At 58.8% G+C, this 18,390-nt stretch carries 13 protein-coding genes; 2 read left to right on the plus strand and 11 right to left on the minus strand.

Translation table 11 applies throughout. From position 1 onward, the window contains the following. Positions 1-17: 17 nt before the first annotated feature. From JF535_RS12545 to JF535_RS12590, 10 genes are all read right to left on the minus strand, one after another. The gene (locus JF535_RS12545) at positions 18-677 is read right to left on the minus strand and encodes a response regulator (protein WP_479724306.1); all 660 of its coding nucleotides are present in this window, start codon (positions 675-677) and stop codon (positions 18-20) included. 412 nt (positions 678-1,089) lie between these two features. Further along, positions 1,090-2,106 carry a UDP-N-acetylmuramate dehydrogenase gene (gene murB, locus JF535_RS12550; protein WP_207002613.1) on the minus strand — a complete coding sequence of 339 codons (1,017 nt, stop codon included), beginning with the start codon at positions 2,104-2,106 and terminating at the stop codon, positions 1,090-1,092. Positions 2,107-2,199: 93 nt separating this feature from the next. After that, positions 2,200-2,955 carry a 3-deoxy-manno-octulosonate cytidylyltransferase gene (gene kdsB / locus JF535_RS12555; RefSeq protein ID WP_207003797.1) on the minus strand — a complete coding sequence of 252 codons (756 nt, stop codon included), beginning with the start codon at positions 2,953-2,955 and terminating at the stop codon, positions 2,200-2,202. Positions 2,956-2,969: 14 nt separating this feature from the next. Continuing rightward, positions 2,970-4,001 carry a tetraacyldisaccharide 4'-kinase gene (gene lpxK, locus JF535_RS12560; RefSeq protein WP_207002615.1) on the minus strand — a complete coding sequence of 344 codons (1,032 nt, stop codon included), beginning with the start codon at positions 3,999-4,001 and terminating at the stop codon, positions 2,970-2,972. 50 nt (positions 4,002-4,051) lie between these two features. Further along, on the minus strand, positions 4,052-5,890 hold the full coding sequence (gene msbA / locus JF535_RS12565; RefSeq protein ID WP_207002618.1) for a lipid A export permease/ATP-binding protein MsbA: 1,839 nt from the start codon (positions 5,888-5,890) through the stop codon (positions 4,052-4,054). A gap of 114 nt (positions 5,891-6,004) precedes the next feature. After that, positions 6,005-6,424 carry an ExbD/TolR family protein gene (locus JF535_RS12570; RefSeq protein ID WP_207002620.1) on the minus strand — a complete coding sequence of 140 codons (420 nt, stop codon included), beginning with the start codon at positions 6,422-6,424 and terminating at the stop codon, positions 6,005-6,007. A gap of 31 nt (positions 6,425-6,455) precedes the next feature. Next, complete coding sequence (locus JF535_RS12575; protein ID WP_207002622.1) at positions 6,456-7,079, minus strand: MotA/TolQ/ExbB proton channel family protein; 624 nt, start codon at positions 7,077-7,079, stop codon at positions 6,456-6,458. A gap of 238 nt (positions 7,080-7,317) precedes the next feature. Beyond that, on the minus strand, positions 7,318-8,049 hold the full coding sequence (locus JF535_RS12580; protein WP_207002623.1) for a hypothetical protein: 732 nt from the start codon (positions 8,047-8,049) through the stop codon (positions 7,318-7,320). Between the two features lie 89 nt (positions 8,050-8,138). After that, a complete protein-coding gene (locus tag JF535_RS12585; protein WP_207002641.1) occupies positions 8,139-8,969 on the minus strand; it encodes a hypothetical protein in 831 nt (276 codons plus the stop codon). Positions 8,970-9,143: 174 nt separating this feature from the next. Then, positions 9,144-11,747: a DNA internalization-related competence protein ComEC/Rec2 gene (locus JF535_RS12590; protein WP_207002643.1), complete on the minus strand. Its 2,604-nt coding sequence runs from the start codon at positions 11,745-11,747 to the stop codon at positions 9,144-9,146. Between the two features lie 230 nt (positions 11,748-11,977). On the opposite strand from JF535_RS12590, the gene JF535_RS12595 reads away from it, so the two are divergent. Beyond that, complete coding sequence (locus JF535_RS12595; RefSeq protein WP_207002645.1) at positions 11,978-12,910, plus strand: porin; 933 nt, start codon at positions 11,978-11,980, stop codon at positions 12,908-12,910. 189 nt (positions 12,911-13,099) lie between these two features. Beyond that, complete coding sequence (locus JF535_RS12600) at positions 13,100-16,036, plus strand: M16 family metallopeptidase (RefSeq protein WP_207002647.1); 2,937 nt, start codon at positions 13,100-13,102, stop codon at positions 16,034-16,036. A gap of 84 nt (positions 16,037-16,120) precedes the next feature. On the opposite strand, the gene JF535_RS12605 is transcribed toward JF535_RS12600, so the two are convergent. Then, positions 16,121-18,355 carry an OsmC domain/YcaO domain-containing protein gene (locus JF535_RS12605; protein ID WP_207002649.1) on the minus strand — a complete coding sequence of 745 codons (2,235 nt, stop codon included), beginning with the start codon at positions 18,353-18,355 and terminating at the stop codon, positions 16,121-16,123. Positions 18,356-18,390: the final 35 nt, after the last annotated feature.

Genomic DNA, 18,390 nt, shown 5'->3' on the forward strand with positions numbered 1-18,390 from the left:
TTACTGCTCAAGCCAAATTAAACGGCCTCTTCCGGATCCAATACGTTGTGTTTGACCGCAAGAAGCGTGAGCTCCACATCAGAATGTAAACCGAGTTTTTCAAAAATACGGTATCGGTAGGTGTTGACCGTTTTCGGGCTCACCGAAAGTGTCTCGGCAATCTCCGCAACCTTGTTGCCGTTCACAATCATCACCGCGGTCTGTAGCTCGCGCTCGGAAAGATCCTCAAATGGGGAGCCGCCACCATTCATGCCGCGCAGGGCCAGCTTGGTCGCCATGGAGCTACTGATGTAGGTCTCTCCGGCGACCACCGAGTGAATTGCCCTGACCATTTCCTCGAGATCAGCACCCTTGGTCACATAGCCGGATGCACCAGCCTGAATGAGACGGCCCGGGAAGAGGTCGTCATCAAGCGCGCTTACCGCAATGACCTTTGCCTGAGGAAAGCGAGGAATCAGCTTGCGGGTCGCTTCGAGCCCACCCATACCCGGCATTCGAACGTCCATGAGAATGACGTCTACCGCTGTCTCCCGGACGAAGGCAATGGCGTCTTCGCCACTCTTGGCCTCGCCAACCACCTGGATATCGTCGACGTCACCCAGCATGCGCGAAATACCCATTCGCACAAGGTCATGGTCGTCTACCACTAAGACTTTTATCAATTTAGCCCCAACCACGGATTCTCAGTCAGCCTTGCGCAAGAATTTCCTACAAAACCTGTCCTGCACAAAACCGTGTTTTTTGTTCTTGCTCAGCGGGTCAAGCCCGCAAAGTTCCATCCACAGAGCCCTCATTGAACATACCAGACAACGGTCTTGGTGCAAAGCGGGTTCGCGTACGGAATAAGGAGAGGAAACCGGGAATTTTTGCGCATTCTGCAAAACAAAATAACGCCATCAAACCAGAGCCAGTTGAATTATCCGGATAGCCCAAGCTTGCCGCCTGCGGCACCGGCTTCAGCGGCGAATTTTTTTGGGAAAATAAAGGCGACGTCACTATTCACGGTAATCGGGCGCATTTTCACTCGAGAAGAAATTTGGAAAAATAGTCCAAAAGAGTCATTCAGCCGGAGATACGGGAGAAACCTGTTCAGGGATAGAACCTCGGTTCAGGTTCCAGTGTTACGCCAAACTTTTTTTGCACATCCGTGGCGATCTCGCCAGCCAGCTGAATCACTTCGCTGCCACAGCGGTGCCCGGGATTGACCAGCACCAGCGCCTGCCGATCATGCACCCCTACCCCATTTCTGGAAAAGCCCCGCCACCCCGCCTGGTCAATCAGCCAGCCGGCGGCCAGCTTCCAACCGTCTGCGGTGGAGAAAGCTACAAGTTCTGGATACTTAGTCTTGAGAGCGCTGTAGAGGCGTTCATCCACGACGGGGTTCTTGAAGAAGCTACCAGTGTTGGGTATCTCCACCGGATTGGGAAGTTTGCTGTTGCGGATATCGATCACCGCGGCGGCAACCTGCGCCGGTGTCAGTTGATCGACCGGGTAACCATGCTCGGAAAAGTACTGCTGCAGCGCGGGGTAGGCAATGTGACGCTGCCAATCACCGGGTAGCTTGAGCACCACCTCGCAGATCAAATACTGGTCTTTCGCCGCCCCCTTGAAAATACTGTCGCGATAACCGAACTGGCACTGTTCCGCCGTAAACGGGACAAGCTCGCCGGTGCGCATGTCCATCGCTGTCAGCTGCTCAAAGGTATCCTTCAGTTCGACGCCGTATGCACCAATATTTTGAATGGGAGCGGCACCGATATTGCCGGGAATCAGTGCGAGGTTCTCCAGCCCGCCGTAGCCGAGCTCGACGCTTTTCATGACCAGCTGATGCCAGTTTTCGCCCGCGGATGCCCGGATTCGGACGCCGTCATCGAGCGGCTCAAAATCCAGCCCCTGCATACCAAGATGCAGTGCCAGGCCGGGAAAGTCAGCCGTCAACACGATGTTGCTGCCACCACCCAAGGGCAATATTGGAAGCCCCTTTTCCTGGGCAAACCGCAGCGCTTCGCGCACCTCAGCCAATGAAGTCGCCGCACAGAAGTACTTCGCGCGCGCGGCAATCGTCATGGTGTTGTAGGGCTGTAAATCTACATCAGGCTCAATCATGGTTTACCGGTCTAGTCCCCTGGGCTCATTGGCGGCGGCGCTAAGGGCGCTGGCACACGGCAGCGAATGACAGGGCATACTGCCGTTAAGCGCTCAGCCAAAGTAGGCCTGCATCCGCTCGAGATCCTGCGCGGTGTCCACACCGCCAGGAACCTCTTCGCAGGCATCATCCACATGAATCCCATGGCCGTTGTACAGGAACCGCAGTTGCTCGAGAGCCTCGAACTGCTCAATGGGCGCCATCGGCCAACCGACAAACAGGTCCAGCAACCCCGCCCGGTAAGCATAGATGCCAATATGACGACGCGGATTGAGCCCTGCAGGCAGTGACTGCTGATTCAGCGCAAACGCATCTCTTGGCCAGGGAATGGGCGCACGGGAGAAATAGCGTGCAAGGCCGGAACCTTCGGTCACTACCTTGACGATGTTCGGGTTTAAAAAATCATCCGCAGACGAAATAGGTTCCGCTAATGTGGCAACGCCCGCGGCGGTGTTTTCTGCCAGGTTGTGCGCCACCTGATTGATTACGGCGGGCGGGATCAAAGGTTCATCCCCCTGCACATTCACCAGAATACGATCCTCGCTCACCCCGAGACTGGCCGCCACCTCCTGCAGCCGGTCAGTACCTGAGGCGTGGTCGGGGCTGGTCATGCACACCTCACCACCAAATCCCCGCACGGCATCCGCAACACGCGCATCGTCCGTCGCCACAATCACTCGCTGAGCGTCGCTGGCCTGGGCACGCTCAAATACACGCTGCACCATCGTCTTTCCGGCAATGTCTGCCAACGGCTTGCCCGGCAGGCGGCTCGACCCAAACCGGGCCGGAATGATGACGTCAAATTCAATATTGCTGGAATCGGTCATGCGGGCTGAAAACTCTCCAGGTGTTGGTGAATGCGCTGATAAAACAGGTCTGGCAACTGTGCCCTGGCCTCCAGGGCCCACCAGTGGCTTTGCCAGAAGTCACGGCATTTGACCGCGTCTTTCATGGTCATGATGACCGGGGTTTCCCCATCCAGTTGCAATTCCTGCTGGGAGTACTGGTGGTGATCAGGAAACGGCATTTCCATTACCGAGTAACCAAGCCCCCTGAGCGCATTAAAGAAGCGTTGGGGATTTCCGATAGCGGCGACGCCATGGCAGGGTCCCACCTCTGGCCCGGACGCCAGCTTGAGTGTCGACGTCTGATCGAGATTGAATTGGTGCCACAAGGCGGGCTCCAACTCCATGACGAAGTCCGCCCTCTCCCCGCATTGCGCTTCCGTCACTGGGAGCGGCGCTCCATTGATGACGACCATGTCGACACTGTCGAGTCTTTCGGGAGATTCACGCAGAGGCCCTCGAGGCAGCAGATGTTCGTTGCCAAGCCCGCGTTGGCCGTCCACCACGCAAATTTCCATGCTGCGCCAAAGGCCATAGTGCTGAAGACCGTCATCCGACAGGATCACGTCGCAACCGTGCTGGTCGATCAGCGCCCTCGCCGCCTCCGCCCGCTTGGGCGAAACCATCACCGGCAGGCCCGTCATGAGGTGCAGCATCAGCGGCTCATCACCAGACTCCAGGGGGTGCGACTGCGCGGTAACGTTGTAGGGATAATATTTGGCGCGCCCGCCGTAACCACGGCTGATAATGCCGGGCTTGTGTCCGCGCTCCTGCAGCCAGCGGCCGAGCTCGGCGACCAGCGGAGTCTTGCCGGCACCACCCACGGTGATATTGCCCACCACGATCACCGGCACCGGCAGTGGCTCCGGCGGGTTGCGCAGCTTGCGCAGGCGGCTGCCGTGGCGAAATACCAACTCCAGAGGCGCGAGCAGGGGCAGCGGGATACTGCTATCACTGTCGCCGTCTACGGCGGGATACCAACGTTTGTTTAACCAGTTTTCAAGCGACATTGCTTGATGCGCTCCTGTCCCTGTTTTGAGTTATGTCATCCACCAAGGCGCTATTCGAGCAAACCGCCCGACTGCTGCTGCAGCAGCGCCGCATAGCGGCCACGCTGTGCCAGCAGCTCGCTGTGAGAGCCGCTTTCCACAATGCGCCCCTGATCCATCACCAGGATGCAATCCGCATTCTCGATCGTACTCAACCGATGCGCGATCACAAAGGTGGTCCGGTTCTTCATCACTTCCGCAAGCGCCGCCTGGATATGCCGCTCCGACGCGTTATCCAGGGCAGAGGTGGCCTCATCCAGAATCAGGAGCGGGGAATCTTTGAGCAGGGCCCGCGCAATCGCCAGGCGTTGGCGCTGGCCGCCCGACAGAATCTGCGCATTATCACCCAACACCGTGTTGAGCCCCTCGGGCAGCTCATCGATGAAGTCCCGCGCGTGGGCCAGATCGACCGCGCGCTGCACTTCCGCTTCCGGTTTGCCTTCCAGCTCCCCATACGCGATGTTGCGATAGACCGTATCGTTGAACAGGACAATGTTTTGCGAAACCAGGCTGATCTGCGCCCGCAGCTCGGATACCGGCACCTGAGTAATGTCGACACCGTCGAGCAAAATCCGCCCCGCCGTGGGCTCATAAAAACGCGACAGCAGGCTCACCAGCGTGCTCTTGCCCGAACCAGACGCGCCCACCAGTGCCACTGTCTGCCCCGCCTGCACGGTAAAGTCGATATCGGAGAGTACATCCGGGCCGTCCTCGTTGTAGCGGAAGACCAGGTGCTCAAAAGTCACATTTCCAGACACGGGCTTGGGCAGTGCCAGCTGGCCACCCGCCGGCTCCTTGGGAGCATCAAACACTTCAAAGATGCTTTCTGCGGCCGCGATGCCTTTCTGGATTTCCGCGTACACCTCTGACAGGTTGCGAATAGGCTTCGCCAGCGACGCCGCCGCCCCGATATACGACGCGAACACCCCCGCGGTCATGGACTCCACCATGCCCGGTGCCAGTGCAAACCAGACCAGTACTGCGGTGGCCAGGCCCACCAGGGTCTGGATGACCGAAACACTCGCGTTGTCGGCCACCACCAGTTTCATGAACTGTTGGCGGTTGGCGTTACTCGCCGACTGAAAGCGTGCGTTCTCGTACTTGCGGCCGCCGTACATCCGCACCACTTCGTAGCCATTGATGGCTTCCTGGGTGACATGGGTAACGTCACCCATCGTGTTCTGAATCCGGTGGCTGAGCTTGCGGAATCGCCGCCCGACAATGCCGACGATGACGGCGATGATAGGTACGAACAGAAAGAAGGTCAGCGTCAGTTTCCAGTTCACCATCAGCAGGTAGGTCAACAGACCAATGGCCGTGAACGACGAGCGGATCAGGGTCCGCAGCGCCTTGGTGATCGAGTTGGTCACCTGCTCCACGTTGTAGGCAACCTTGGAAATCAGGAAAGCACCGGTGTAGCGGTCAAAGTAGCTGCTGGGCAACTGCCCGATATGCTCGAACAGCTCGGAGCGAAGCTGGTGAATGACCGCCCGGGCCACATAGGCAAGCCCGTAGCTGCCAATGAAGTTACCAATGGCCCGCAGAATGATAATGACCAGCATGGCTGAAGGCACCAGCCAGCGGGCCGTTTCCTGCGGCATGATGCCGCCGGGGAAGAACCCGGCCACATAGCGGGAGAGGAACCCCTTGCCCTGCTCAATGCCGGCACCCACTGCATCGAGCAGCAGCTCGGTGACCGCAATCAGCACCACTTCCATACTGGAAAACAGCAGGAACCCGAATACGGCGACCACAAACAGCGGCCACTGGGGAACGGCGTAAGAGAGGAGACGGCGATAGGTCTTGGCACCGTGCCGGGGCTTCAGCACCGGCTGGGAAGATTTATCCATAAATATCTTGGCAGCGTGTTCTCTGCAAAATGCGATGGAGAGCGGCCTGTCCGCCGCCCCAAATGCACCGCACACGCAGCATGTGCCACGCCCGGCAGTTAAACACTTTATAGATTACTGTTCGTCTGGCTGCCGGGTAGTAATGCTGAGGTGTACAAATCCCAGCTGCCCCGCGGCATCCATAGCACGAACCACCGCCTGATGTTGAGCGGTGGCATCTGCGGTAATGATCAGCGGGCGATTGTACTCGCCGCCGGACACTTCCGACAGTGCAGATTTGAGTGTGGCCAACCGCTTGTTAATCAGGGCCCGGCCATCCACGGAGTATGAGCCGTCGGCATTGATCAGCACTTCGATGGTGGAAGGCGGGGTTTCTGCCTGCGGACCTGCGGCCTCCGGTAGATTCAGCTTGAGATGGCTTTCCTTGGTAAAGGTGGTAGACACCATAAAGAAGATCAGCAGCAGGAACACCACATCAATCAGTGGCGTGAGATTTACCCCGTCCTGCTCGGTATTCTGGCGACGAAATTGCATTGAGCGCTCCTGAATCTGTCGTCGAGCGCCCTCAGGCCGCCGCTTCGATGCGGCGGTCGCTGTGCAGAGCATCCACCAGTTTGACGGCTTCCTGCTCCATGGTCACCACAATGGAGTCCACGCGGCGCTGGAAGTAACGGTGCGCCATCAGGGCCGGAATCGCCACACTGAGCCCCGCGGCAGTGGTAATCAGGGCCTGGGAGATACCGCCAGCCAATACCCCGGCATTACCGGTGCCCTCGAGCATAATTGCGGTAAACACCTGGATCATGCCGACGACAGTGCCCAGCAGCCCGATCAGCGGCGCAACCGCCGCGATGGTGCCGAGCACGTTCAGAAAACGCTCGAGCTCGTGGACCACCTGGCTGGCGGCCTCTTCGATACTGTCTTTCATCACATCCCGGCCGTGTTTGGAATTCGCCAGACCGGCGGCAAAAATACGGCCCAGAGGGCTGGAGTCACGCAGTTCCTTGATCTTTTCCGTGGTGAGCTGATTGCTCTTCAGACTGGTCCAGACATCGCCGAGCAGCGCGCGTGGCGCGATCTTGCGCTCGTTGAGCGTCCACAGGCGCTCGATGAAAATGGCGATGACAGCGACAGAACAAAGCAGGATTGGCAGCATCAGCCAGCCGCCGGATTTAATGATTTCTAACACGTTTGTGCCCCAGACTGCGTACGGGATTTTTATGGTTTCTTAGTGTGTTCGGCAACCGCATCAATAACAGCGGGCACCGTGGCCTGAAACTCTACCACAGCTCTGGTCGGCAGCTAAGTGCCTGATTGTTATCTTTTTTTGTGGCTGTGAACCCGGTGGCACAATGGTGTGCGGATGTACACCGCCCAAAACGCAGACAGCCGCCCGGAGGCGGCTGTGCAGACAACACGTGCGCGGCTTACTTGCCGGGACGCTCCGGGCGCTGGGGCTTCTCCGGGCGCTCCGGCTTCTCGGGACGCTCGGCCTTTTCCGGGCGAGCCGGTTTCTCGGGGCGATCCATCTTGGCCACACGGTCGGCACGGGCCATTTCACGCATTTCCTTCTTCTCTGCACGCGCGGTGTCACGACGTTCTAGCTCTGCGGTGCGATCAGGACGGTTGGAATGGATACCGCTCATGATCTCACCCAGGTTTACGCCCATGGACTTGGCGATCTGACCCCAGCCCATCCCATCCACCTGGCGCATTCTCAGCACTTCATTCAGGGACTCCTGGGCCGTCAGCCCCTCCTCGCCCTCAGCCGCGTCGGCCTGCGAGATACCAGCCAGCTGCTCTGCGAGCGCCATGGTGATCAGTACATTGCCATAGCCCATGCCGGTGTTGGCTTCCGCACCCTCTTCCACTTCCGGTACTTCATCCGTACCGGCGTCAGTGTCAGTGCCGTCACCCTCGGGGAGCGGCTCCACATACTGGATGCTGCCGTCGCGCAGGCCGGACACGATGCTCTGGGATTCCTCGCCAAAAAAATCCGTGAAGATGCCAGCGATACGCTCGGCAGGGACTGTTTCAGCCACTTCGACCACTTCAACATCGCCGGTGTCCGGCATGTCATCATCGGCCCATACCAGGGGTACGGTCGCCATCGCGGCAAGTGCTGCCGCCAGCGCCGTGGACTTGAATGGAATTTTCATTGCTTATTCTCCTTGATGGAAGATTGTTTCGGGATCGCGAGAAGCCGGCCCTTTGGGCTTACCACCAACCCGCGAAACCTGGGAACCACTTAATTTGCCGGGCGGTAACTGACCTGGATACCGAAGCCCTGATCCGGACTGCCGTCCGCAAGCCCGATGTAGCCATACAGCATGCCCGTCCACTGGTTACTGAGCTTATGACTGTAGTAACCAAAAATTTCCGTTTGCGGGTCACTGGTGTCGGTAGCGGCCTGCTGGTAGTCGAGCGAAGCGCCGACGCTGGCGGCATCGCTGAGGCGGTAACCGGAGCCAATGGAGGTGTACCAGACATTGCGTAGCTCAACGTCGGGCAGATCACCCTTGATCTTTCTTGCGACGGTCACGAAAGGGGTGAAATTGTCGATCGCGGTGAACACCTCCGCCTGCAGGGTGTAATCGGTCTCTCCCGTACCCAGCCCCTGGTCCTCATCGGCGAGAGGCACCTTGTACTTGCCGGAAAGATCAACGAAATAGCGGTTAGCAATGGGTTCAAGGCTATAGGTGCCGGTCAGCCAGAGGTCACCCAGCCCGGTTTGCTTGGTACGCAGCGGCGCGTCCGGGGCCTGGTTGCCACCATTGCCATTTCCATTACCAGGGCCAACCACAAAGCCGCCGTCTCCGCCCGGAATCACGCCACCCGGACCCTCCACAGAAATCCAGGGAAGCGACGCCTTGAACGTCCAGCTGGCTGAAGGGGAATAACTGGCGGTAAAGGGCACAGATACAATATCGGTGTCCGCCGTATCGCCGTAATCACCGCTGCTCACATCGGTGCCCAGGGAGTACTTCCACTCTGTCGCAGTCGCGGCACCGCTCACACCAATACTCACAGAAACGCCACTGGCAATGACCAGTGCCTTTGTGAATCGACTAATTTTCATACAATACGCCATACATCGAGGGTTCATCATTGGTAGAACCGTACCAGTTTATGCCTATGGCACAGTGCGCAATCTCTCAAAAGTCAGCAGCAACCACTCGCGCGCCGAAATTCTAGACTCCGTCCGCATTTGTTCTGCGCATTCGGCGACAAATCTGACGTGTGCTGGGGCAGGCTAATCTTGCCGAGGGTGCACCGGCGACAGCATACAAGCCGAAGCCCCACCATCGCTGGCCCGCCAGAACTTTGCCACGCCGCGGGCACACTGCACGCTTGGGGCGTCGTCTTGCTCGCGCCACTGGAATTCCACGGCCCCTAACTCCGCCGTATTGAATAGCTGGGCGCCCAGTGCGCGGTATCTGGACACCACTTGCGGATGCGGGTGGCCAAAGTGGTGCCGGTAGCCCGCGCTGAACACCACCCTCTGCGGGGCAGCCCACGCCAGCAGTGCCGGCGAGGAAGAAGTACGCGAGCCGTGATGAGGCGCCACCAGCACGTCCACCGGGGCAAAATCGGGATAGAGTGCGGCGAGCCGGGCTTCCACCCGACGGGAAATATCTCCGGTCAGCAGCACCCGGGTATCGCGCCAGGTCAGCAGACCAACGCAGCTGTGGTCATTCTCCTCACCGTTGAGCGCAGGAGACAGCGGCCACATCCAGCGGACGGCGAGCTCGCCAAACTGTACCGAACTGCCCGCCACACAAGGTTGCGTGCCGATAACAAGTGGAGGCGGTCCCGTCGCATCAGCCGCTGCTTGAGCTGAAAGCCGCTGACCGAGGCGCCCCGGCGCAAACAGCTGGTCTACGGCCAGCATTGCCATTACCCCGGCGGCACCACCGGCGTGATCACGATCCCCGTGGCTGACAATCAAACCGTCGACACTGGGCCGCCCCCGGGCCCGCAAATACGGTGCAACAATACCGGCGCCGGCGCTCCAGCCACGTGCGGTACTGGCGCCGGTATCAAAGATCACGGTGTGCTGAGCGGTGGTGGCTGTCACCGCGAGTCCCTGCCCCACATCCAGCACCGACAGCTCGAACGTGGCCGGCGCTGGCCGCTGCCAGGGTGTGGCGCCAACCGCGATCACCGGAAAGCACAGCAAGCCAAGTCCCCTGCCCGGCACCCCCTTAGGCAGTAGCAATGCCAACGCACTCAGCACCAGCAACACCGTCACCCAGGGACCCGGCACTGGCAGCACCTGCCAGCCGGGCGCGAGCCCATCCAGCCATCCAAACAACGCGAGCAGCCAGGAAAGCTGTAGATCGGCCAATGTCCACAGCAGCGTCTTCAGCGGTAGCAGGGGACACAGGGCACCCAGCAGGATAAGCGGCAGTATCGACAATCCCACCCAGGGAATCGCCACCAGATTGATCAGCAGGCCACTCAGGCTGATCCCATGGAAGATCAATACCGATGGCACCAGCAAACCGAGGAAAATGGCCCACTGGCTACGCACCCCATTCACCAACCAGGTGCACAGCACTTGCGCTAGTCTGCGCGCGCCCCCCTTCCCAGCACCTGCTGGACGCGCGCTTGTCTCCACCGGGGTGCCGCCCACTCCCGCATTCAGCCGACCCTGGAAACGCAGCAACAAGGCCCCAACGGCGATAAACGACAGCCAGAACCCGGCATTCAACACCGCCAGAGGCTGCCACAACAGTACGCCACAAACTGCCAGGGCAAGGGTCAGCTGCCCATCCATTCTCCGTCGGCAAAGCAGCGCAACCATCGCCACCGCCGTCATCAGCAGCGCGCGCTGGGCAGACAGGGGGGCTCCGCTAATCAGGGTGTAGCCGAGCGCCCCTGAGAGCGCCGCAAACCCGGCAATGGTCAACGGGCTGCACCATCGTCCACCGGTAAAGGCACCGAACAGTCGCCCGAAAAACCAGCCAAACAGGAAGAAAGCACCCGCCACCATGCCCACATGGAGCCCGGAAATCGCCAGCAAATGGGCCGTGCCGGTACGCTGCAACAAGGTTTTTGTTGGGGTGTCGATGCCACTGCGGTCGCCAAGCAACAGTGCGCGGATAAGCGACGCCTGAGTGTATCCCGCGCCCTCCGCAGTCTGATGCGAGAGCTGGCGACGCAAGGCATCGCGCAGCGCCCCCACCCCGGACCCCGCAGCGATATGTACGGGCAATTGATCCCGGTCGCGCACATAGCCAGTGGCAAACAGCCCCTGCTCCAGCAGCCACGCCTCGTAATCAAAGGTGTGTGGATTGACGCTGCCCCGTGGCTCCTTCAACCGCACGCGCATCTGCCAGCGGCTGCCAGTGGTCAGGCGCGCGGCATCCGCAGGCGCCACCCGGTACCAGCCCAGTTGCAACGTGCGGTTGTGTAAACGCGGGTCATCGGTATGGATAATTCGCGCACGGAAGCGCGCATCCTGATAGCCGCTGGGCAGCGCGGCCGGTGGACCAAACCGGGAGGCTGCCGGAGAGCGGTGTACCAGGGACATGAGCTCAACTCGCACGTCGTGATCGGTACCGTGCAGTTCCGGCGGCAAGCGCTGCTCAAGGGCCCGGTGGTTCCATTGCAGGCCCCAGCAGGTACCCAGCAAGAACGGCAGTAAAATCCCGACCACGGGTATTTGCCACCTGCCGCGATGGGCCCTGTTGCGGGAGGTCAGGGCCAGCAGGCTCATAGCGCCCAGCGCCAGTAACGCGCCGCCCGCCAGATCCGCCGTGCCCGGCAACCGGGGCCAGAAAGCCACCTGCCCGATACCCACGGCACAGGCCCAGAGTGCCCCGGGAACCCTTGTGCGAACAGCCGGATTCATCCCTGTCACTGTCGATTGCCCATGTCGCTCAATCCCCCTATCCCTGTGGATTTTTGCTGATTCAACCGCGCCAAACAGCCATTACTGACTATTTTTCGACCCTTTCGTCACAAAAGATTCAAATCTTTTTCATCTTTCACATCTTTGTAACATTCGTCCAGCAAACTGCGCCGCATCTGAAGAACACACAACGTCAATTCTTTTTTCAACCCTTGGTTACGAGAGCAATCATGAAAAAAACCGCGATTTCCCTGGCTATGGCTGCAGCACTTCCGACCTTCGCCCAAGCCGAAGTCTTCGATTATTACGGCAAGGCCAATGTGTCTTTCCAGTCCGAAGACGAGGGTAACGGCACCGTTACTGACGTATCCAGCAACGCATCCCGCCTGGGTGTGAAAGGTGAGCTGCCGCTGGAGAGCGGTATCAAAGGCATCTACAAAATGGAATACCAGGTCAACATGGACGGCGAAGGCGACACCTTCAGCCAGCGTAACATTTACGCCGGTCTGGAAGGCGGCTTCGGCCAGATCATCGGCGGCAAGTTCGACTCCCCGCTGAAAGTTGCACAGAAGAAAGTCGACCTGTTCAACGATCTGGAAGGCGATATCAAGAGCATGGTATCCAAGAGCGACAACCGTCCTTCCAATGCCATGCAGTACACCACCCCTTCGTTCGGTGGTTTCAAGATCGCCGCTGCCTACATCAGTAACAAAGAAGCCGAGCTGCTGGATGACGAAGGCAATGTAATCGATACCCGTGACAACGGTACCTCCATCTCCTTCGCCTACGACAACAACGGCGTTTACCTGGCCTACGCCTACGACCAGGACGTTGAAGGTAACGACTGGAGTGTTAACCGCGTAGTTGCACAGTACAACTTCGGCAACCTGCAGGTTGGCGGTCTGTACGAAGAGCAGGAAAAAGCGGACAACAGCACACAAGACGGCTGGGTAACTTCCGTCGCCTACAAAATCGACAGCTGGACCGCCAAGGCACAGTATGGCCAGTCCGACATCGTGAAAACCGATGGCGAAACCTTCAGCCTGGGCCTGGATTACAAACTGTCCAGCGCCACTAAGGTATTCGGTTTCTACACCGACGAAACCGCGGCTGACGATTACGAGCGCAGCTACTTCGGCGTAGGTACCGAGCTCAAGTTCTAATTCAGGCTTGACGCAGCCAACCCGCGAAAAGGGCGCACCGTTCGGTGCGCCCTTTTCTGTTTTCGGATGCCGATCTTCCAACGAAGAATCTTTCCCCCGTGTGACTGCGTGTAATCGAAGCAGTGCCGCGTTGCCCGTTTAGCTGTGATAGCATCGGGGCGTTTTCACAGCACATGGAGTCACCCAATAATGGATCGAACAAAATTCGCCCTCATTTTCGCCGCCGCACTACTGGTCGCTTGCGGCAAGGACGCGGGTACCACCCAGTCCTCTGCGGAAACGTCCGCATCGGCCACCGCCGAGACACTTCCCGCAGGTATCACCCTGGTTGAAACCTTCGACGGCGAAGGTGCCGAGATCGCCATTCCCTACAGCAAGTACAAGCTGGCCAACGGCCTCACCGTCGTTCTTCACGAAGACAAATCCGACCCGCTGGTACATGTGGATGTCACCTACCACGTGGGTTCCAACCGTGAAGATCCCGGCCGCTCCGGCTTTGCCCACTTCTTCGAACACATGATGTTCCAGGGATCGGTGAATGTGGCCGACGAAGAACACTTCCGTATTATTCAGGAAGCCGGCGGCACTCTGAACGGCACCACCAATACCGACCGCACCAACTACTACGAAACCGTGCCCGCCAACCAGCTCGAAACCGTGCTGTGGCTCGAGGCCGACCGCATGGGTGTTTTCCTGGATGCGGTGACGGAAGAGAAATTCGAAGTACAGCGGGAAACCGTAAAGAATGAACGCGGCCAGCGCGTGGACAACCGCCCCTACGGGCGCGCCCTTGAAACCATGTACGCAGCCACCTACCCCGATGGACACCCCTACTCCTGGCCGGTCATTGGCTGGATGGAAGATCTCAACCGCGCAGACCTCAACGACCTGAAGCGGTTCTTCCTGCGCTGGTACGGCCCCAACAATGCGGTGCTGACCATCGGCGGTGACGTCGACAAGGCGAAAACCCTGGAATGGGTGGCCAAGTATTTCGGTCCAATCCCCGCAGGCCCCGAGGTGGAAAACCTGCCCAAGCAACCGGCCACGCTGGATAAAGACCGCTATGTCACCCTGGAAGACAACATTCACCTGCCCGCACTGGCGATGATGATTCCGACGGTGTATCGCAACCACGCGGATGAACCCGCACTGGATGCCGCCGCCGAAATTCTCGGCCAGGGCCAGGACTCCATGCTGTACCAGCGACTGGTGCAGACCGGCCGCGCTGTCCAGGCCTCTGTAAATCATTCCTGTAAAGAACTCGCCTGCGAAATGTGGTTCATCGTCATCCAGAACCCGGCCTCCGGCGAAAGTCTGGCGGAGATGGAACAGGCCGTGCGCGATACGCTGGTGGAATTCGCCGAGCGTGGCGTGAAGGAAGATGACCTGTTGAAATTCAAGGCGGGCTACGAATCCAACCGCGTATTTGGCCTGCAGTCTGTTGCCGGCAAGGTATCCACCCTGGCGGCCTTCGAAACCTTCACTGGCAGCCCCAAAGGTATCGACGATGAGATCAATGCGTATCTGGCGGTAGAGACGGACGATGTGACCCGCGTATTTGACCAGTACATCGCAGCCAAACCTGCCGTATTGCTGAGCATTGTTCCCAACGGCAAACCCGAACTCGCTGCCGCGGAACATAACTATGAATGGAAACGCACCATTCCGGAAAGCTATGGCGATGACGACGAAGCACTGGCCCTGCGCCCGGTAAAAGACAGCTTTGACCGCTCTGTTCAGCCTACCCCCGGCGTCAACCCACAGGTAGAGCTGCCCAAGATTGCCGACGGCAAGCTGAAAAACGGCGTGCGAATGCTGGCAGTACAAAACGATGAGACACCGACCGTCACCGTGCAGGCGGTATTCGGTGTGGGCCAACGGGATGAGCCCCAAGGCAAAGCCGGCCTGACCTCACTGATGACTTCTCTCATGACAGAAGCCACCACCGAGCGCAGCGCCGCGGAATTCGCCGAGGAGTTGAAGCGACTGGGTGCGTCCATCAGTGTCAGCGCCGGTGATTACGACACCACCGTGACCCTCAGCGTGCTGGCCAAGCACCTGGACAAAGCGGTACCGCTGATGATGGAGCGCATCCTCAAGCCCGCGTTTACCGAGGAAGATTTCGCCCGCATCAAGCAGCAGACCATTGAAGGCCTGCAGCAGGCACGCAAGACTCCGCAAGGTCTGGCAACCCGCGCCGTAGGCGCAGTGATGCGCGGCCCCGAGCACCCGCTCAGCTTCCCCGCCGGCGGCCTGCCAGGCACTGTTGCCAGCATCACCCTGGACGACGTCAAGGCCCACTACAAAGCGCACTTCCCCGCACACTTTGGTGGCGTAACGGTCAGCACCAGCCTGCCCCATGAAGCCATTGTGAAGTCGCTGGACGGTCTGGCGCAGCTCAAGGTATCTGAACCAGTACGCCCGGCTATTGCGATGGAAACGCCGGAAATCAAAGGCCGCACTGTGTACCTGGTCAACAAGGATGGCGCCGCCCAATCCAGCGTCCGCGTTGCCCAGCACGGCCTGCCCTACGATGCGCTGGGTGATTACTACCTGGCCTATCTCGGCAATTTCCCCCTGGGTGGCAACTTCAACAGCCGCATCAACCTGAACCTGCGTGAAGACAAGGGCTACACCTACGGCGCACGTACCTACTTGCTGGGTGAACCCCAGGAAGGCATGTACATGTTCAGTTCCGAGGTGAAGAAGGAAGCCACCGCAGACGCGTTGAACGAAGTGCTCACCGAACTGGAAACCTTCGACCGCGAAGGCATGACGGAAACCGAGTTCAACTATCTGCGCTCGGCGATCGGCCAGCAGGAAGCGCGTAGCTATGAGACACCCAGCGCCAAGCTGGGCCTGCTCAACCGCATCCTGCGCTACGATCTGCCGCTGGATTATCGCAGCCAGCAAAATGCGATTTTGCAGGAAACCGACCGCAACAAACTCAACAAGGTTATTACCGAACTGCTGACGCCGAAGGACATGTCCATCGTCGTGGTCGGTGATGCCGCGAATATCCGTGAAAGCGTCGAGGCGCTGGGTATGCCGATTGTTGAGCTGGACGAAGACGGTTACGTCATCGAAGACAAGGAGCCGGCGCAACCGGAGGCAGCGAGCCTGTAAACGGGCTTGGTCCCAAACAAAAAAAGCGGCCTCGGCCGCTTTTTTTGTGTCTGTCCGCGCAGCATAGCGCGCGCCTGATCAGTGTCAGCCGGCGTGGGCGCGCGCCGCTCGGGCGGCGTGCAGCTTCTTGTAGCTGTCGATCAGGCGCAGGTGCTTGTCCAGACCTTCCAGTTGCATGTTGGTGGGTGTGAGGCCGTGGAAGCGCACGGTTCCGTCCACCGACCCAATGACGGCCTGCAAGACATCCTCGCCGTACATACGGCCGAGGTTGAACGTGAAGTCTTCCAGCTCGAGTTCATCATCCAGGGTTATTTCCAGCACCGCCTGCACCGCGCGGTAGAACAGCCCCCGCTCCACGGTGTTGTCGTTGTACTGCAGGAAGGCTTCCACCAGTTCCAGCGCTTCTTCGTGGCGTTGCAGCACGAGATAAACCAGTATTTTCAGTTCGAGTACGGTTAGCTGACCCCAAACAGTGTTCTCATCGAACTCCACGCCGATCAATGTGATGATGGTTTCGTAGTTGTCGATCTGGCTCTCTTCCAGACGCTCAACCAGGTCTTCCAGCTGCGCGTCGTCCAGGCGATGCAGGTTCAGAATATCCTCGCGGTAATCCAGTGCCTTGTTGGTGTTGTCCCAGATCAGGTCTTCTACCGGGTACACCTCGGAATAGCCCGGCACCAGAATCCGGCAGGCTGGTGCGCCCAGTTCGTCATAGGTCGCTATATAAACCTCTTTACCCATCTCCTCGAGAATCCGGAATAGACGGTCGGCCTCGCTCTTATTGATATGAGTATTGGTATTGATATCGACAGGGTTCCCGGACGTCGTTTCCGGGGTAAAGTCCCATTCGACGAATTCGAAATCCGCGCTGGCACTGAAGAAACGCCAGGAAACCACACCAGTCGAGTCGATAAAGTGTTCGACAAAATTCTGCGGCTCTGTGACTTCAAGACTGTTAAACGTGGGCGGCGGTACATCGTTGAGGCCTTCAAAACTGCGCCCCTGCATCAGTTCGGTCAGGCTGCGCTCCAGCGCCACGTGCAGGCTCGGGTGCGCACCGAAGGATGCAAACACACCGCCGGTGCGCGGGTTCATCAGGGTCACGCACATCACCGGGAACTGGCCACCGAGCGACGCGTCCTTCACCAGAATCGGAAAGCCCTGCTTTTCCAGCTCGTCGATGCCCTCGACAATATCCGGGTATTTTGCAAGCACCTCGGCCGGCACGTCGGGCAGTGCCAGCTCCTGCTCCAGAATCTGTTTTTTAACCGCCCGCTCGAAGATTTCTGAAAGACACTGTACCTCCGCTTCCGGCAAGGTATTACCCGCGCTCATGCCGTTGCTGAGAAAAAGGTTTTCAATCAGGTTGGAGGGGAAATACACCACCTCGCCGTCGGATTTGCGCACGAATGGCAGAGAGCAGATACCGCGGTCCGCGCGGCCGGAATTGGTGTCAATCAGGTTGGAACCGGCCAACTCCCCTTCGGGATTGTAAATCGCCCGCGTGTAGTCATCGAGAATGCCTTCGGGCAGCGCATCGTCCTCCGGCACCGCAAACCATCGCTCGTTCGGGTAATGCACGAATGCCGCATTCGCAATTTCTTCACCAAAAAACTGATCGTTGTAGAAGAAGTTGCAGTTCAGGCGCTCGATAAACTCTCCCAGTGCCGAGCACAGCGCACTTTCCTTGGTGGCGCCCTTGCCGTTGGTAAAGCACATGGGCGAAGCCGCATCGCGAATATGCAACGACCACACATGCGGCACGATATTGCGCCAGGAGGCAATCTCGATCTTCATCCCCAGATCCGCAAGGATCCTGGTCATATTGGCAATGGTCTGTTCGAGCGGCAGGTCCTTGCCCTCGATAAATGTCTGCTGCCCGGCTTCCGGTGTCGCCATCAGCAGTGCCTGGGCATCCTCCGCCAGGTTTTCCACGGTCTCGATCTGGAAGTCCGGCCCGGTCTGGATCACTTTTTTCACAGTACAGCGGTCGATGGCGCGCAGAATCCCCTGGCGATCCTTCTCGGAAATATCCTCCGGCAGCTCTACCTGAATCTTGAAGATCTGGTTGTAACGGTTTTCCGGATCCACGATGTTGTTCTGCGACAGGCGGATATTGTGGGTAGGGATATCCCGCGCCAGGCAATAGACCCGCACAAAATACGCCGCACACAAGGCCGAAGATGCCAGGAAGTAGTCAAACGGGCTCGGCGCCGAACCGTCGCCCTTATAGCGGATCGGCTGGTCAGTAATGACCGTGAAGTCGTCAAACTTGGCTTCAAGGCGCAGGTTTTCAAGGAAGTTGACGTTAATTTCCATGGGAACTACCGGATTTGGAGAATGTGTGGTGGCCG

This window comes from Microbulbifer salipaludis (assembly GCF_017303155.1).
Classification (GTDB): Bacteria; Pseudomonadota; Gammaproteobacteria; order Pseudomonadales; family Cellvibrionaceae; genus Microbulbifer; species Microbulbifer salipaludis.

Coding starts and splice junctions, on each gene's coding strand:
- murB (WP_207002613.1), bottom strand. CDS start 2,106: ATGATTGAGCCTGATGTAGATTTACAGCCCTACAACACCATGACGATT.
- lpxK (WP_207002615.1), bottom strand. CDS start 4,001: ATGTCGCTTGAAAACTGGTTAAACAAACGTTGGTATCCCGCCGTAGAC.
- msbA (WP_207002618.1), bottom strand. CDS start 5,890: ATGGATAAATCTTCCCAGCCGGTGCTGAAGCCCCGGCACGGTGCCAAG.
- JF535_RS12570 (WP_207002620.1), bottom strand. CDS start 6,424: ATGCAATTTCGTCGCCAGAATACCGAGCAGGACGGGGTAAATCTCACG.
- JF535_RS12580 (WP_207002623.1), bottom strand. CDS start 8,049: ATGAAAATTCCATTCAAGTCCACGGCGCTGGCGGCAGCACTTGCCGCG.
- JF535_RS12585 (WP_207002641.1), bottom strand. CDS start 8,969: ATGAAAATTAGTCGATTCACAAAGGCACTGGTCATTGCCAGTGGCGTT.
- JF535_RS12590 (WP_207002643.1), bottom strand. CDS start 11,747: ATGAATCCGGCTGTTCGCACAAGGGTTCCCGGGGCACTCTGGGCCTGT.
- JF535_RS12595 (WP_207002645.1), top strand. CDS start 11,978: ATGAAAAAAACCGCGATTTCCCTGGCTATGGCTGCAGCACTTCCGACC.
- JF535_RS12600 (WP_207002647.1), top strand. CDS start 13,100: ATGGATCGAACAAAATTCGCCCTCATTTTCGCCGCCGCACTACTGGTC.
- JF535_RS12605 (WP_207002649.1), bottom strand. CDS start 18,355: ATGGAAATTAACGTCAACTTCCTTGAAAACCTGCGCCTTGAAGCCAAG.